General features: G+C 57.5%; 11 protein-coding genes and 1 pseudogene. 5 read left to right on the top strand and 7 right to left on the bottom strand.

Annotated elements, in window-relative coordinates; genetic code table 11:
• Positions 1 to 14 precede the first annotated feature (14 nt).
• The 3 genes from JOD47_RS10295 to JOD47_RS10285 all read right to left on the bottom strand — a co-directional run bounded on the left by JOD47_RS10295 (position 15) and on the right by JOD47_RS10285 (position 3319).
• Positions 15 to 914, bottom strand: a complete 900-nt coding sequence (locus JOD47_RS10295; RefSeq protein WP_204534059.1) for a carbohydrate ABC transporter permease — start codon at positions 912 to 914, stop codon at positions 15 to 17.
• Entirely contained in the window at positions 911 to 1885 is a 975-nt protein-coding gene (locus tag JOD47_RS10290; RefSeq protein WP_204534057.1) for a carbohydrate ABC transporter permease, read from the bottom strand. The genes JOD47_RS10295 and JOD47_RS10290 overlap by 4 nt, the downstream gene beginning before the upstream one ends.
• A gap of 66 nt (positions 1886 to 1951) precedes the next feature.
• A complete protein-coding gene (locus JOD47_RS10285; RefSeq protein ID WP_204534055.1) occupies positions 1952 to 3319 on the bottom strand; it encodes an ABC transporter substrate-binding protein in 1368 nt (455 codons plus the stop codon).
• Positions 3320 to 3595: 276 nt separating this feature from the next.
• Here JOD47_RS10285 and JOD47_RS10280 point away from each other — a divergent pair, with 276 nt between their 5' ends.
• Entirely contained in the window at positions 3596 to 4522 is a 927-nt protein-coding gene (locus tag JOD47_RS10280; RefSeq protein ID WP_204534053.1) for a helix-turn-helix domain-containing protein, read from the top strand.
• A 305-nt stretch (positions 4523 to 4827) separates the two neighbouring features.
• On the opposite strand, the gene JOD47_RS10275 is transcribed toward JOD47_RS10280, so the two are convergent.
• Complete coding sequence (locus JOD47_RS10275) at positions 4828 to 5238, bottom strand: DUF6968 family protein (protein ID WP_204534051.1); 411 nt, start codon at positions 5236 to 5238, stop codon at positions 4828 to 4830.
• A 564-nt stretch (positions 5239 to 5802) separates the two neighbouring features.
• Here JOD47_RS10275 and JOD47_RS10270 point away from each other — a divergent pair.
• Both JOD47_RS10270 and JOD47_RS10265 read left to right on the top strand, forming a co-directional pair.
• Positions 5803 to 6846 (top strand): PDDEXK nuclease domain-containing protein, encoded by a 1044-nt coding sequence (locus JOD47_RS10270; RefSeq protein WP_204534050.1) that lies wholly within the window; start codon positions 5803 to 5805, stop codon positions 6844 to 6846.
• Between the two features lie 1107 nt (positions 6847 to 7953).
• A complete protein-coding gene (locus tag JOD47_RS10265; protein WP_204534049.1) occupies positions 7954 to 8265 on the top strand; it encodes an ROK family protein in 312 nt (103 codons plus the stop codon).
• Between the two features lie 167 nt (positions 8266 to 8432).
• Here JOD47_RS10265 and JOD47_RS10260 read toward each other — a convergent pair whose 3' ends face one another.
• Together JOD47_RS10260 and JOD47_RS17900 are read right to left on the bottom strand one after the other, a co-directional pair.
• Complete coding sequence (locus JOD47_RS10260) at positions 8433 to 9431, bottom strand: ROK family protein (RefSeq protein WP_204534048.1); 999 nt, start codon at positions 9429 to 9431, stop codon at positions 8433 to 8435.
• A 63-nt stretch (positions 9432 to 9494) separates the two neighbouring features.
• Positions 9495 to 9602, bottom strand: a pseudogene (locus JOD47_RS17900) (winged helix-turn-helix transcriptional regulator); the annotation flags it as partial.
• A 166-nt stretch (positions 9603 to 9768) separates the two neighbouring features.
• On the opposite strand from JOD47_RS17900, the gene JOD47_RS10255 reads away from it, so the two are divergent.
• Positions 9769 to 10656 (top strand): LacI family DNA-binding transcriptional regulator, encoded by an 888-nt coding sequence (locus JOD47_RS10255; RefSeq protein ID WP_204534047.1) that lies wholly within the window; start codon positions 9769 to 9771, stop codon positions 10654 to 10656.
• 97 nt (positions 10657 to 10753) lie between these two features.
• Positions 10754 to 11761, top strand: a complete 1008-nt coding sequence (locus JOD47_RS10250) for a cellulase family glycosylhydrolase (RefSeq protein WP_204534046.1) — start codon at positions 10754 to 10756, stop codon at positions 11759 to 11761.
• 719 nt (positions 11762 to 12480) lie between these two features.
• Here JOD47_RS10250 and JOD47_RS10245 read toward each other — a convergent pair.
• Entirely contained in the window at positions 12481 to 15732 is a 3252-nt protein-coding gene (locus tag JOD47_RS10245; RefSeq protein ID WP_204534045.1) for a glycosyl hydrolase, read from the bottom strand.
• Positions 15733 to 15778 lie beyond the last annotated feature (46 nt).

The following is a 15778-nucleotide window of genomic DNA, read 5'->3' as shown; positions in this document are numbered from 1 at the left end:
TTTCGATGGTCTGTCTACTTCACGGCGCCGAGTGACAGGCCCTGAACGAGCTTGTCCTGGGCGGCGAAGCCGGCGAGGAGGACGGGAAGGGAGATGACTACGGCAGCGGTGCAAACCTTGGCGAGGAACAGTCCTTGGCTTGAGACGAAACTCGTGAGAAATACCGGCGCGGTGCCAGCGACGACTCCCGTAAGGACCCGGGCAAGCAGTAGCTCGTTCCAGCTGAAGATGAAGCAGATGAGAGCCGTGGCGGCGATGCCCGGCATCGCAACTGGTGCCACAACCTTGCGCAGAGTAAGAAGCAGACCGGCACCGTCGATCTGTGCTGCCTCAAGCATTTCAACGGGCACTTCGGCAAGGAAGGAGCGCATCATCCACACCGCGATGGGAAGGTTCATCGAGGTGTAAAGGAGAACAAGGAACCAGATGTTATCGAGGACGCCGAAGTTCCGGGCGAAGAGAAATAAGGGAAGGATGGCCGCGACGACGGGCAGCATTTTCGTTGAAAGAAAGAAGAACATGACATCGGTCCATTTCCGGATGGGCCGGATGGACAGGGCGTAGGCGGCTGGAATGGCGAGCACCAGGACGAGGACAGTCGATGTGATTGAAGCTGTGGCTGAATTGATCAACGGCGGCCATGGACTCAAACCGGAGGCTCCGGAAAAGAAGTCTTGGTATGACTCAAGTGTGAGGTCAGCGAAGAGGGAGGGAGGGTTCGTCGCTGCATCGACCTCGGAATGAAATGATGTCAACAACATCCAAAGGACAGGGATCGCGAAGATCAACGCAGCTGTCCACGCGATGAGACCGGCAACAGTGCTGTTCCGCGTTGCGTCCAGTCGCGACTTCCGCTTCCGGACGAGGAATTTAGGTCCGGCAGCCTTCTTCCGGGTAGGGCTCAGCGTGGTCACCGGGACTCCTCCTTTTGAAACAGTGTAAAGACGGTACGAAGCGCGAAGATCGCAACGATGATAGTGCCGATCACCGCGATGACTCCGGTGGCAGAAGCGAGCCCGTATTCATTGGCGAAGTAGAAAGTCTGGTAGATCGAATAGGGCAGGTTCGCTGTGCCGAGACCGCCCGCTGTGAGGGTGAATACGGCGTCGAAGTTCTGGACGATGTAGATGGTGCCGAGCAGCCCGCCGAGTTCGATGTACTGCCGTAAGTGCGGGAGCGTGAGGTGGCGAAAGATCTGCCAGCCCGACGCGCCGTCGATCTGCGCTGCTTCGATGACGTCCATGGGTCGCGACTGTAGCCCCGCCAGGAGTATGAGCATCATGAAGGGAGTCCATTGCCAAATCAGTGACGCTTCGACTGCGAGGAGAGGAGCCTGAGAAAGAATCTCCGGCTGGGGCGGATTATCGCTGCCGAACAAAGACCACACCCAGGTGAGCGTGCCGTTAATTAGGCCATACGAGGGGTTCAGTAGCGCATGCTTCCAAATCAGGGCGGCAGCCACCGGTACCACCAAGAACGGAGCGATTAGCAAGGTACGTACGACGCCCCGGCCGATGAACTTCTTGTCGAGCAGCAGCGCCAGGACGAGACCGAGTACCAGGCTGACAAGAACGACTGTAGCCGTGAGGATGATCGTGGTGAGGATCGACTGACGCAGATCGGCGTCCGAAAGGACACTCACGTAGTTGTCCAGGCCGGCGAAACTGGTCTCATCCGGCCGCAGGCTGTTCCAGTTCATGAACGAAATGATCAGCGTTGCCAGAAACGGTAGCTGCGTCACCACGATCAGGAAGATCAGGGCTGGCAGGAGCGGGCCGCGGCGGGACCAACGGTCCTTGCGCTGGCCGCGCCTCCCCCTCGAATCCTGCGGGGGACCGGCGGATCGGCTCGCCGAGCGAGGTTTTGTTGCTGTGGCGGTGGGCATGGAACTCTCCTGCCGTCCGGTTGCCCCGCCTCCATCGAGACGAGGCAACAGGACAAGCGTTAGGTATTAGTTGGACTTGTACTGGTCGCCGACGGCCTGAGCGGCTTCTTGACCTTTTGCAAGGGCTTCTTCAACCGTTTGCTGGCCAGCGATGACGGCGCTGATATCTTGTGAAACGGTTGTACCGAGATCGGCGAATTCCGGGATGCCCACGAACTGGATGCCAATGTAGGGACGTTCCTGAACCCCTGGATCACGGGGGTCCGCGTTCTCGATCGCCCGACGTTCGGCTTCGAACTGAGGAGCCGAAGCCTGATATTCCTCATTCTCGTAGGTGGAAATTCGCTTACCTGAAGGCACCTTCGCCCAGCCCAGTTCCTCGGCGACGAGCTCCTCGTACTCTTGGGAACTTGCCCAAGAGATGAACTCCCAAGCAGCGTCCTGCTTTTCTGAAGCAGCCTGGATCCCCCAGGACCAGGTCCATAGCCAGCCGGAGGAATCGGTCTCTTTCACCGGCGCCGCGGCGTACCCGATTTTGCCTGCAACAGGTGACCCGTCCGCCTCAAGGCTGCCAGCCGCCGAAGTCGCGTCGTACCACATGGCTGTGTTTCCCTGTGTCATGTTGGTCAAACATTCAGTGAAACCCGATTGAGCTGCCCCAGCCTGGCCGTGCTCCTTCACCAAATCAGTGTAGAACTGGACCGCCTCAGTGAATTCAGGGGAGTCAACCTGAGCATTCCATTCGCTGTCGAACCAAGTTCCACCGAATGTATTGACTACGGTCGTCAACGGCGCGAACACCTGCCCCCAGCCAGGTAAACCTCTCAGGCAAATGCCTTTCATGTCTTCTTTAGCTTCGTCTACCTGCGCAGCGAGGTCGGCCACTTCATCCCATGTGGGTTCCTCAGGCATGGTCAGGCCCAGTTCTTCAAACACGTCCATGCGGTACATAAGGAAGGAGGATTCACCGTAGAAAGGTTCTCCATAGAGCTTGCCGTCCTCGCCGGTCAATGACTCGGTGTACGCGGGAAGAATGTCGGCCTGATTGAAGTCTTCATCCGCTGCGACGTAGTCATCAAGGGGAGCAAGCCAACCATTTTTCGAGTAGAAGGGAATTTCGTAGTTGGACAAAGATGCGACGTCATACTGGCCGGCTTGAGCGGAGAACTCCTGGCTGATCTTCGCTCGGACATCGTTCTCCGGCAAGCTGGTGAAGTTCACCGTGATACCGGTTTCCGCAGTGAAATTATCAGCGGTCAGGCGCTGCAGATCCTCCATCTGCGGGTTATTCACCATGAGAACACTGATGCTCTGAGCTTCCCCGGAAGCGCCGCCGGCTCCACCCCCGCCACCGGCGCCGGAACAAGCGGTGAGTGTCAAAGCCAAACACGTCAGTCCTGCCGGGACGGCGGCTCGTGCGCGTGAAATTCGCATAAGGACTCCTTCGTTCTTACTAGGTGTGAAACACATCGGACTACGCAGACGGAACGTTTGATGTGGGCATCTATTCGCAGCGAGTACGGTTGGTGCTGTCCCAACAGTACGAGTGTGACGACGCGCACAACTAGCGTCACTGTTGCCGACAACCGATACTTATTTTCTAGGCCGAGATGGATTTCTATAGTCTCCTCGTCGATTTCGAAAGGAGTTCACGCACGCCGCAAGGCATAAGTTAGCAATCATTGTTATCGCTCAGAGGGAAGGACAGCCATGCGTATTTCGCACCGGGATGAGGACGCAGCTGTGAGATTGGCTGAACGTTTGACCGGGTTACGAGCGAACCGCGAGGTAATTCCTCACAACCCCGATCAATCGGTCCGCTGGCACCAACACGATTATCCGACGGCCATCGCTCGATGGAACTATCATCCCGAGTATGAAGTCCACCTGATCCGTGAAGGAAGCGGACGGTTCATCGTCGGTGATCATTTGGGGACTTTTGAGGCTGGTCAGGTGACCCTGATCGGGTCAGGCCTGCCGCATGATTGGGTGAGCGACTTGAAGCCTGGAGAGGTGATCCGGAATCGGGACGCTGTCCTACAATTTGACGGTCAATGGCTGCGTAATTGTGCCGGCTTAATGCCTGAATTGGTCGAGGTCGAGCCCGTACTGGAAGAGTCTGCCCGAGGCATCCTCTTCACCGGTGAAACTGCTACGAAAGCTGCTGAAGCGATCGAGGCTGTAGGCAAAAGTGTAGGGATCGAGCAGTTGCATCACGTGCTGCGCGTGCTGGCAATCTTCTCAAGGTCGCCCCAAACTGACCGTGTACTCTTGGCACGCGAATGGTTTCAGCCGCAACTCGATGGCGAAGCGGCGGCCGTGGTCGACATCGCTCTTGAGTATATTTTCGCGAATCATTCAGGCCCGGTACGAATGTCGGAAGCTGCTTCGCTAGTCGGGATGGCCGAGCCCACCTTCTCGAAGTACTTTCGAAGGGCAACAGGGCAAAATTTCAGCGACATGGTTCGAAAACTTCGCCTAGCCCATGCATGCCGGTTACTGGAGCAAACCCAAACGCCCATCTCTGAGGTCTGCTTTGAGGTTGGTTTTTCCAACTTGTCCAACTTCAATCGTCATTTCCTCGCCGAGACCGGGCTCAACCCACGTCGCTACCGCTTCGAGCGCACGAAGCAATAGATTGACGCGCCATGCACCATACTTTTGGTCATCGCGCCGGGCAGAAATCGACGATTACCTGAAGTTCCGCGCGATTGGCCGAAGTCTGCTGCCTCGCCCAATCACTGGGACGGCCGGCGAGGACGGTCTGCGTTTGCAACCTTCGGGCGGGGTCCGAAGGTTGCAGAAGCGGCAGTAGCACTGTGGACTCGGTTGGCCGTGCACACGATAAGACGCTGGTCCTGATTGTGCGGTGCAGTGACCGATCCCAACTCCCCAAAAATCCCGACATAAGCCAGCCAGACCAACTCACTTTTAAAGCTAGATCATTCCGGGGCTACCGAGAGAGGCAGCTGAATGACCCAGGTGTTCTCTGTAGGACCTGTTCCGATGACAGGAAAACCGAGGGCTGCCCGGTCCTGAAACGCAATTCGATCGGGTGCTTGCGATAACCGTTCTCCTATATGAGTGAGAGCGAGGATCAGCGCTTGAACGGCGTCAATTCCATAGGCCGACTGTTCAACAGCGCCGCCCCGTAATCCGGTGATGCGGTAAGGGCAGAACCAGTCGTACGGTACCGAGTCCATCCTCACCGGCGCGCCTAGGTCTACCACCACGTCCCTGTCAGCGCTGGTGAGTGTGCGCGAAGCAATAACAGTGAAATCCGCTGCAACAGTCACGAGCTCAGCGCCCACTTTGGCCAAGACGGCGTGGAAGGTCGGACGGGAAGTGGCCACGCTCAGCCGAACGAAAACCACTCCGAGAACCAAGCACCCAGCGTCCGCGTGCGGTCAGCAGCGCTCTACCCTGCTGTTGAGCTTGAAAAGACTCGACTGTTGGATGCATCGTCATATTTCGACATTACCAATCCCGCCCTCGAGCCCTCATCACCCCCGGAGATGATCCACACGCGCCCAGAGCCCACCCGAAGGATGACCTCGAAGCCCCCAAAAGAATCCGTAGCGTAGAACAACTCGTCAGGGGAGCAACGCCAAATCGATCCGTTTATTGCCGCTAAGCGGTTATTAACTTTGATTGGCGATGACGGCAAGTAATTTCAGGCGGTCGTAACTTTCGGTACCGAGCGTCGCCTTAAAGACGAGCAGTGACTGTTCCTGATCGGGATCAAGGAGGATCTGGTAGCGATCCTGGGTGTGCCACCGTGGACCGGATCCTCCATCACGCCCACGTCTGCCAAATTAGCGGCGACTCCATCCCGATGAGGGATCATTCGTCATTCCGTCGACCGGCTAAACTGTGCCACACGCTGTGGCACATCTGCTGCTAGATAGGGTTGGGGCATGGTGTCTTCAGAAATCGACCTTCCGGCGGATTACGGTGACCTGCTGGAAGCACTGAAGGCGCGGATCGCGGGTGCGCGAATCCAGGCGCAGCGAACCGTCAACAGCTTGGTTATCGAGCTTTACTGGTCGCTGGGCAAGGACATTCTCGCCCGCCAGACGAGTCAGGGCTGGGGGACAGGAGTCATCAGGCGGCTCGCCGCCGATCTCGCGGGTTCCTTTCCCGAGATGAAGGGTCTGTCATACCGGAACCTGCAGTACATGACTGCGATGGTCCGGGCCTGGGGCGCGGCCGCAAATGTGCCACAGCTTGTGGCACATTTGCCGTGGGGCCACATTCGCATGATTCTGGACAAGGCAGCCACCAGTGAGGAGCGGGACTGGTATGCAGCCGCGGCCGTTAAATACGGTTGGTCCCGGAACGTCCTGCTGAACATGATGATGAACCGTTCGATGGAACGCACCGGTACGGCGCCATCGAATTTCACTCGCCAGCTCGCAGCTCCGGGCTCCGAACTTGCCCAGCAGATGGCTAAGGACCCCTACAACTTCGAGTTCCTCGGCCTGTCCGGTGAGGTCGCCGAACGCGACCTGGAAAACGCCCTGACGAGCCGCATCACCGAAACCCTCCGGGAGCTGGGCCCAGGCTTTTCGTTCGTCGGCCGCCAGGTGCACTTCGACGTCGATGGTGACGACTACTACGTGGACCTGTTGTTCTTCCACATCGAACAACTCCGGTACGTGGTCATCGAACTGAAGACGGGCAGATTCAAGCCTGAATACGCAGGGAAACTCAACTTCTATGTTGCCCTTGTCGATGACATGCTTCGACGCGAGCACCACAACGAAACGGTCGGAATCCTGATCTGCGGGACCAAGAACGACCGCAGCGTCCGCTACAGCCTGGGCCGATCAACGTCACCGATGGCCGTCGCCGCCTACACCTACGACAAGCTACCGGCAGCAGAGAAGAAGGCACTTCCCAACGAGGGACACCTCGTCGCGGCTCTCGAATGGGCTAAACCTATCACCGAGGAAGAATAGACAAAAACCCCTTCTGACTAGGCGCTTTACTGTGCCGATAACCTATCTTATGTCAACTAGAACCCGGTGAATCGCATTGGATGCGAACTGGCCGGACTTTGACACCTGTCCCCTCTCGCGGAACCGGAGCGCTCTGCGCCGAAACCATCACGTTTCTCGACTGGCTCTGGCAGGCCCATAACCGCACCGCTGCACCTGCACCCAGCAGGACGTGGACACCCGGCTCACGTCCCAGTCCACCACTAGGAAAGCCATCCGGACTTTCTTCGTCATCGCAAAAAAATGGACGTTTCCATCCGCGCGGCGAACGTCGGCGGTGACCCCACGGGAGCCGTCATGCCAGCAGCCAGAGCAGAACAGCAGCCCGCCACACCGTTCCAATACTGGTGCGGAAGACGCCCGAGAAGCCGGTCAATCTGTTCGACCGCAAGATCCGACCGAGCGGGCGTGAGGAGGGAAACTTCCTCACGGGGCCAATTTGTGCCTTCCCATTCTTGAATCCAGGTACGCAGCGACTTGTCGTCGATAACGAAGTCAAGGCGACGGTCTCCTCGGCACGCCGAAAAAACAGAAGCCACCTCTTCCAGGTGATCCCCGGAACGCGACGCTCTGCCAGGGTCAGGACATTAGTCATAACGTCGTTCTGCCCGCTTCGTTCCTGACAATACGTCCAACCTTGATACGCAGAGGTGCCAGTAATGCGCAACTAACGTGTAGGCTATCGCGAGCAGCCGGAACCTAGCACAAATCAAGCTTGGTAAAATCTGCCGCTACATTTCCAGATTCTCTCCGGCCGTTCATGTTCTATGCCCTCGTGGTTTTCGTAGTCAGCGTCACGTTCTATCCGAAAAGAATTGGGTGACGCCCGCCCCGCATGGCAATGACCGGAAAAGTATCACTCCGAACGGGCTGACGGTGCTTCCATGGTGGTAGCTCTGTTCACCGAGCGGGTGCTCTCATCGCAACAGGACGTGATCCTGACCGAAGAGAGCATCTGGTCAGCAGTCTAGACCGAAACGAATCGATGAACCTTGAGTCAATAAAAGTTCCGTCCCTCTCCTTAGAGGAGGTGCTCCATGTGCATAGGGGCCGTTCCCAGGAGCATGTTTGGCTTCACTGACCATGGAAACCACCATTCCAACGCCGCTCATTTTATCCGCAGGTGAATTACGGCGGCAGACGGACGTGTTGGCCGTTGCGCTCAGCAACCTGAGGAACGAGTTTAATCCTCAAGTCATCGTGCTCGGAAGATTCTTAGGGGTGCTCTTCGCCGCCGCGGGGCATCGGCCGACGGAAGCTGTGGATGCCGATTCCATCGGCGATTTCGGTGGGGAAGTCCGCCTGGAACGGGCTGCGCTTGGAAACGACATGCTGCTCGTAGGTGCGGCGGAGGCTGTCTTCAGACAACTCACCAAATGACTACGACGCTCCAAAGCTTTTCATGCGAAAGGGTGGATCCGCGTCTCATCTAACCATTGATTGTCGTGCGTATCCGGGGCTTCAGTGAAACCAGGGGCCAAGTGCCTCTAACAGGAGGCTAATCCTCTGTGGGCCGGCGGTTACAAGAACATCGGGTGGGCGGTGCATCACGGCTTGCTGGTTCCGCGGTGTGGTGAGACTGAGCTTTGTAGCATGAGGGCTGCGGCTCCTATCGCAGCGGAGTCGCGCGGATTTGAGGACAGCTCCACCGTGATGGTGTGGGAGTGGCGAGCAAAAGCGCTGGCTACGAGTTGGGAGCGTAACCGGGAGACAAAGGTGGCGCCAGCGACGGCAAAGCCCGGTCCGGCGAGCACGATGTGGTCCAAATCGAAGAGGTTCGTCAGCGTGAGAGCCGCGTGCGTGAGGCGAGTGGCGGAGACGTCTATGAGTGTCGCCGCGGTGTCGTTTCCGCGTACTGCTAAGCGCGCCAAATAATCGAATTGGCCCATAGTGTCCAGTGTCCCAGCTGCAGCGGCAAGTTGCTCCTTCAACTCTTCATTCTGGTGAGCTTGGCCTAGTATCGCATCCGGTGCTGCATAGCGTTCGACGCAACCATGGTTGCCACAGAAACAACTCACGCCAGTGGGGTCCAGCGAGATGTGGCCGAGCTCGGTGGCATTTGAACTGGCGCCGCGGTAAAGCGCTCCATCGACTACGACGCCCGCGCCGATTCCAAGATTCATGTAAATGCACGCAAATGTTCTCGCACGTGAGATTTGCCTCGACCAGAACTCGCCGAGTGCCGCCGAATTCGCATCATTCTCAACCCGAACAGGTATCTCAAGTTCCGCAATCAATGGCTTAGCCATGTCGAAGCGACTCCAGGTTTCCGGTGTTTGCGTGCTCTTGAACGAGCCATCAGTTTGATCGATTGGTCCTGGACCGACCAGTGCCAGTCCTGCACTCGCGCTGTCCGGTAGACGGAGGGCAGCGAGGAAAGCCTTATATTCGTGGGCAACACGAGCGACCATGAGCTTCGGGTCATGAGGTGGAGTTTCGGGAGTGCGTTTTCGCCCGAGGATTCCGCCGCGCATATTAGTCGCCGTCCAAAGCAGACCTTGGGGTCCCAGTTGCATGCCGACACCGAAACGAGCGACTGAGTTCATTGCTAGAAGGCGGGGACGTTTGCCTCCAGTTGAGTCGGAGTGCCCTACCTCTCGGATTAGGTCGTCGTTGAGCAACTTCTTCACGATGGTCGAGATCGCAGGCTGGGTGAGCCCAGTCAGAGAGGTGAGTTCGGCTCGGCTGATGCTTCCAGCAGATCGAATCAAGTCCATGATTAAGGCCCGGCTGCCCGGCCCTGAGCTGGGGTTCTCGTATCGTGCCACTGTTTGGTTCCGTTCGACCTGAATGTTCAGGTAGCTTATATGCGATTATGTGGGTGAGCGCCCAAGTGCCCCCTTTTGTGGCTCGTCCTCGGCCTTCAAGACCCCTGGAGCATCGTTGCACACAAAATCTGACCCACATGATCGTGATGTCACAAGGAGCAAGTCAATCGGATTGTCGCTGAGGCGCACATCCGAAATTCTCCGCGCCGAACCTTTTTACCATGAGTTCATAGCCGGGCTTGAGGTGGCGATGCGCTCTTCTAACTATTCGGTGCTGCTGCAAATACTGCCTGATATGGACGCTGAGCTTCGGACCTACGAACGGTGGAGGATCGAAGGACATGTCGACGCCGTGATTCTTGTGGATCTTTTACCAGATGACATGCGGCTGCGGAAGGTGCGAGAACTGGGCCTGCCAGCGGTGGCAATTAGCGATCCTGCATCAGCTGATAAGTTGACCTCCATTTGGACTGAGGACGATGCCGCAATGCGGGACGCGGTAAACCTACTTCAAGGCTTAGGCCACCGATGTCTGGGGCATGTTGGCGGGCCGCCGGAAATGGCTCATTCGCGGATCCGCGAGGAGTCCCTGCGACACAGTTGCGAGGAACTCGGGATGCAATACAGTTCGTGTTCCGGGGATTATTCGGAGGAAGCTGGATACCGCGGGACTGCTGCCTTGATCGGTGAATCCGCACCCACTGCCATCATCTTCGACAATGATCTTATGACCCTTGGAGGATTGAGAGCTGCACAGGAGTCGGGACTAAACATTCCCAAGGACCTCTCTCTGCTGGCTTGGGATGATTCGGCACTGTGCGAGCTCTCGGAACCTCCGCTGTCGGCAATGAGTCATGATGTGCTTGCGATAGGTGAACTGGCGGGCGCCGCGGTCCTGGAAGCTATAGCTGGAGCTCCGGCTGTAGAAATCCAAGCACCGAGGGTGACGATCATTCAGCGGGGGACGACAGCCCAGCCCAGATTGGAGCGTCCTATCGAATAGTAGGCTCAGCTCTTGATCTTCCGGCTAACTTCCGTAAGTTAATTAAGGAATGAGATGTATTTCATGTCTCACTCTTCATAGACGAAGGAGTCCTGCGGTGCAACCATTCCGAAGAGGTATCACCCTAGTAGTTGTTAGCCTTTTCCTCCTCATAGGCTTGCCCGTTCCAGCGAACGCGGCATCCGGTTTCTACATCAGCAACGGCCGGTTATACGACGCGAACGGTGCGGAGTTCGTGATGCGTGGAATCAATCACCCACATGCATGGTTCCCTTGGGAAACCGGAGCTTTCGAAGAAATCTCGAACCTCGGCGCGAACACCATCCGGGTAGTCCTCTCGAATGGGGACGTGTTCAACCGGACCACAACGACACAGGTGCAGCAAGCGGTGAATCAGTGCAAAACACACAAGCTTGTGTGCGTGCTGGAAGTACACGACACCACAGGATATGGCGACACCGACGGAAACGCCCCAGCTGGCGCGGCGACCCTTTCCCGCGCCGTCGACTACTGGAAGAGTATGGTCGGCATTCTCAAAGGGCAAGAACGGTACGTGATTATCAACATCGGTAACGAAGCGTATGGAAATCAGGGCAGTAATAAGGTTTACAACTGGACCAAGGATTCGGTCTCTGCCGTAAAGGCAATGCGGGCCGCCGGTTTCACTCACACGCTGATGGTCGACGCACCCAATTGGGGGCAAGACTGGACTAACACGATGAAGGAGGATGGCGGCCTTGTCCTGCAAGCCGACCCGCTTCGAAATACCATGCTTTCGGTGCACATGTATGGGGTTTACCAGGATGCAGGCAAGATCGCAGAGTATCTTGATCACTTTATTCGCTGGAACAAGTGGCCGATCGTCATAGGCGAGTTTGGGCATGAACAAGGCGGCCAGAACGTCAATGAGGGAGCGATCATGACCGCTGCCCAGGAACGCGGCGTCGGCTACATCGGATGGTCGTACTCCGGTAACAGTGGCGGCGACGAGACGCTCGACATTGTCCGCAACTTTGACCCGGCCCAGTTGACCTGGTGGGGGCAGCAGTTGCTCTATCATCCAGCCGGGATCAACAACACCTCCCGTAAAGCTTCCGTGTACTAGCCTGCTGGCAGGAGGCGGCACTAGGGCTACAGTCCCAGTGCCGCCTGGCCTCCATCAAGTTTCGTCCCAGGCGATGAAGCCCACCTCCTCTATCACCTGCATTACCGGAGGATCAGCGGGCGACCACTTATTGGATCCTCGATTCAACGTGGTGTAACGGTCCACTTGTCGCAGCCCCTATTTTGCCTGGGCGTGCAGAAGGCCGGACGAGTCCCTTGCGTTTCTCGTAAGCATGCGGATGGCCGCCCACAACGAGGACGGCGCCGCCCGTCTGCCATACCGCGCACGGGACCACGTTGATACGATCTGGCGGGCGCATGCAGTGAGTATCCTCTCGATCGTGACAGCTGCCCTACTCTTCAAGGCACTCAAACCTCAGCAGACGTTCCTCGCGGTCCTTTCAGTGCTCTGTTACCCGTACGATCTGAGCGCCTCACCCGAGATAGTCCGTTTTTTGGGCGCGCCAGCGACTACCGCTTCGCCGATGAGTTAAGGCGATCTCGCTGATCTCACGGGCCTGCGGTCTGGCACCTGCACCTTATCGACGTCATGTTCGGAATCGAACATTGGCCCGATAATGCTGCCGCTGCCCTTGGGAACGGATGGAGCTCTGCAGTACTTCACGTTGGGGCAATTTCGTCGTGACATCGAAAGGCAGCCCTGGACGTTGTGTCCGGAGCTGCCTTTCATTTACCGTCGATCTCGGTGGAGCGCACCAGTTAGCGTTTTCCTCTTTCCGGTTTGACAACGAACTTCTCCCACAGGATGCGTCCGCCGTCTTGTCCGGTCATGGCTAGCTGGTTCGATCCGTTTCGGAGATAATTGGGTACGATGAAGGCCAACTCTATTGCGCCATTCTCGTCCGCACGCACGAAGCCGAGGTCAACACCGCGGGTGACAACGCTCCCCCAGACCCACTCACCCGGTGCGAAGCCAGAAGCCGTAAGTGTAGTCTGCTGGCCTCGAACCATGGGCCTGCGTTCCAGGCCGTCGATGCCTCCTCGATTATTAGCTTTGAGGTCTCGCTTCTTAGCCTCGTAGGTGAGACCTTCGGGCTCGCCTTCGGGAAGCGTCAGAGCCTCGTAGGCGGCGACATGGGAGGTGTAGTAGCCCTGCCCGTCGACCCACTTATAGCCATTTGCGGTGGCGCTTCCTGCTGGAATTTCGGCCGAACCAGTATCGAAGAGGTTGTAGACCGCTTCCCCTGGTTGGACTTTCGAAAATTTCTTATTACCGAAGTCCGTTACCAGACGTATATCGACCGGCACATCCTCCTCATTCACCGCGTGCACCGCGACGTGTACAGTTCCGTCGATGTCCTGTGATTTCGCGTTGACACGCAGGTCTACGTCGTCGTCCACAACCGGCGCGTTCGACGCCCTGATGTTATCGAAGTAGTAGACGCCTGTGGTCCCGGTACTGGTCCCGGTCGACTCGATGAACATCACCAACTGCTCGACGTTAACGAGTTCCTCCGGGCTCGGGCGCAGCGCTGGGTCTCGTCCCTGGAAGGGGGCGGGCGTGAATTCGGAGAAAGGAATCGAAACCTCGGCCGCCTCGGAGCCCGTGACAACTGGAACCGCATCATAGTAGTTTCCATCGGCGACCAGTTGCAGGACGATCTTCTGTTCTGAACCGTCAGGCTGTACCCAGAAGCTCAACTGATCGAACGATGACCAGTCCGCGTTGATGGCTTTCTGGAAATCAGTGAATCCGCCGCTGTAAGGGAACCCTGCTCCAAATTCACCGGCTACCTTATTCTCGGCTGACAGCATGAGGTTACCCGCGCCTGCCCGACTCCAGGCGGCACGCAGTCCTGCCTCGTCAGTGTAACCCTCGAAGGTATCGACAACACCTGGCTCCGCCGGCTCCCCCGGATCTATCCCGGGGTCCGCGGGCAGCGTGGGCTCAGCGTCGCCACTGACAGCTCGGATGTCATCGAGGACAACGCTGCTCGCGGACGGCTCTCCGACCTGGTTGATGTAAACCCAGAACTCGGTCACTCCAGTGAGGTCTTCGCGCGCCAAGGACCTGTTTGGGTCGCTCTTTGCACGGAAATCCAGAATGTCGATAGCGAGTTCTGTGGGCTCCGTTCCAGCCAAGGACGGATATGCTTCGAAACTCTGTCCGTTGGCCGTGTTCACCTGTAGAACCAGCTTCTGGTTACCGCCGTCAGGATCCAGCCAGACGTTGATCTGATTGAAGGCCGACCAATCCTGTGCGCCTTGGAATACCTTGCCGAAACCGCCGTAGGACCTGGCGGTGAAGTCGTAGGCGAACTGCACACCGTAATCTCCTGAGCCCTTGAACTCGCTGGTGAGCGAGATGTCCTCGGCCGTCGCGTTGTTGTAGGCATAAGCGGAGCGCAGTGCGGCGTCGTCGCTGTAGGTCTCGAAATCGTCAACGACGCCAACTGGCAATTCAGTGGGTTCCCCGAGGATGACTGAGGACGCCGTTTGCACCGAGGGCTGGCCGTCGTAGACGGCGAAGATATTCAGAGTGCTCGACTTGTTCGTCAGGTTTTCTTCGCCGATGATCCATTCCGCGGAGTAGTAGCCGTCGGCGTCAAGTGTCAATTCGTACTCTGTCGGATCGCCCGCGACTGTGAAGTACACACGGTCCGGTTCCGCAACGGTGGCTTTGACTCGCACCGTCGTGGCAGGTTCAGTGACACGGACTCCGTCGGCGGGACTGACGATCCGCACCGTTGGAGCGGCAGGTTCAGCGTTGGCGTCGTTGTCATAGACTCCGTTTACTCCGGCGGCGAAGACGCTGTACGGATCGTTGTAGAACTCGAGGAAGTCCTCATACATCTCATGCTCAGGGTTGCCGTCATACGCCGGGTAGGGGACATAGAACTGGTCAAGGCCCCAGTTCGACCACGTTTGCATGTAGGTGATTCGCTTGGCTTTCGGATCATTCTTAATCGCGGTGAAGAGGTCGGTGTAGAAGCTGAGGCTCTTGTTACCGCTCGGCTTGATTGTGCGCTCTCCGTTTCGTCCAAACTCCGTAAATGCCGGAATTTTTCGCCGCTCAGCAGCTAGATCGGTGACCATCCCGAGATCCACCCTCACCGATTCGATGTATGCGTCGGAATCGGCAAGCGAATTATCGTAATCGTAGGAGTCATAACCAAGGACATCCACCCAGTCGTCCCCTGGGTAGGTCGCAAGATACCGCTCGGCGTCGCCTCCGAAGGAGCCGTTGGGAGAGAAAGCGTAGAGCAGATTGGAGACCCCTTTGGTGTCACGCAGGTACTCCACGGTGTACCGGAAGATTTCTTTATACTCGCCGGCTGTGGCGTGCGCGGCGCCCCACCAGAACCACGACCCCGTGTTCTCGTGGAAGGGTCGGAAGATCAAGGGGATGGGATCACCGTTGCTGTCCACTGTGAGATCGGCTGTCAGCGCGATCAGGTCGAGGTACTCGTTGAACTCCGTGTTCTGAGGGCCGCCCGGCAGGATCTGTGAGACTACCCGGCCCGATGTGTCGGTGAAGTCTCTATCGGTGACGAAGTTTTTCATGTGCGCGCTGATCGTGTTGATGCCGCCGAGTTCGTGGGCGTTGATCATCCCCTCCGCCCACTTGCGGGCGTTTTCCTCTCCGTTGGCGAGACTGCCGGTGCCCGGACGCTCAAGGCCCTCGAGGATCAACGTATCCCATCCGAAAATTCCGGGGTACTCCCCCGTCGCGGCCAGGACGTCGGAATTGACACCATTCGCTTCGGAGAAGGTGATGCCGTTGTCTGTGGTGTGCTGATGACCGAAGAGAACGCCCTGCCCCTGTTGCTCCATCAGGTACTGATACAGGGAGTTGGTTGAATAGCTGGCATCGGTGTCGACGATGTCAATCACAGGAGCGCCTGGTATGTCAGGAGCAGCCGAGGCAACACCGGGACCGGTGATGCCTAAAGCGAGTGCTGTTACTGCAGCTGCGGCTGTTCTAGCCGCCCGTAAGCTGGGTGAACGCATGCTGTTCTCCATTGAACTGATTGATAGTGGAGTCCCCGGGCGAATG

Source organism: Arthrobacter tumbae (genome assembly GCF_016907495.1).
In the GTDB taxonomy this organism is placed as follows: domain Bacteria; phylum Actinomycetota; class Actinomycetes; order Actinomycetales; family Micrococcaceae; genus Arthrobacter_D; species Arthrobacter_D tumbae.
The sequence above is the reverse complement of the archived record's forward strand: the minus strand, read 5'-3'. Positions and strand labels throughout refer to the sequence as shown.

Bases quoted from the DNA above. Each gene is read 5' to 3' on its own strand.
- JOD47_RS10290 (WP_204534057.1), bottom strand. From the start codon at position 1,885: ATGCCCACCGCCACAGCAACAAAACCTCGCTCGGCGAGCCGATCCGCC.
- JOD47_RS10285 (WP_204534055.1), bottom strand. From the start codon at position 3,319: ATGCGAATTTCACGCGCACGAGCCGCCGTCCCGGCAGGACTGACGTGT.
- JOD47_RS10280 (WP_204534053.1), top strand. From the start codon at position 3,596: ATGCGTATTTCGCACCGGGATGAGGACGCAGCTGTGAGATTGGCTGAA.
- JOD47_RS10270 (WP_204534050.1), top strand. From the start codon at position 5,803: ATGGTGTCTTCAGAAATCGACCTTCCGGCGGATTACGGTGACCTGCTG.
- JOD47_RS10260 (WP_204534048.1), bottom strand. From the start codon at position 9,431: ATGAACTCAGTCGCTCGTTTCGGTGTCGGCATGCAACTGGGACCCCAA.
- JOD47_RS10245 (WP_204534045.1), bottom strand. From the start codon at position 15,732: ATGCGTTCACCCAGCTTACGGGCGGCTAGAACAGCCGCAGCTGCAGTA.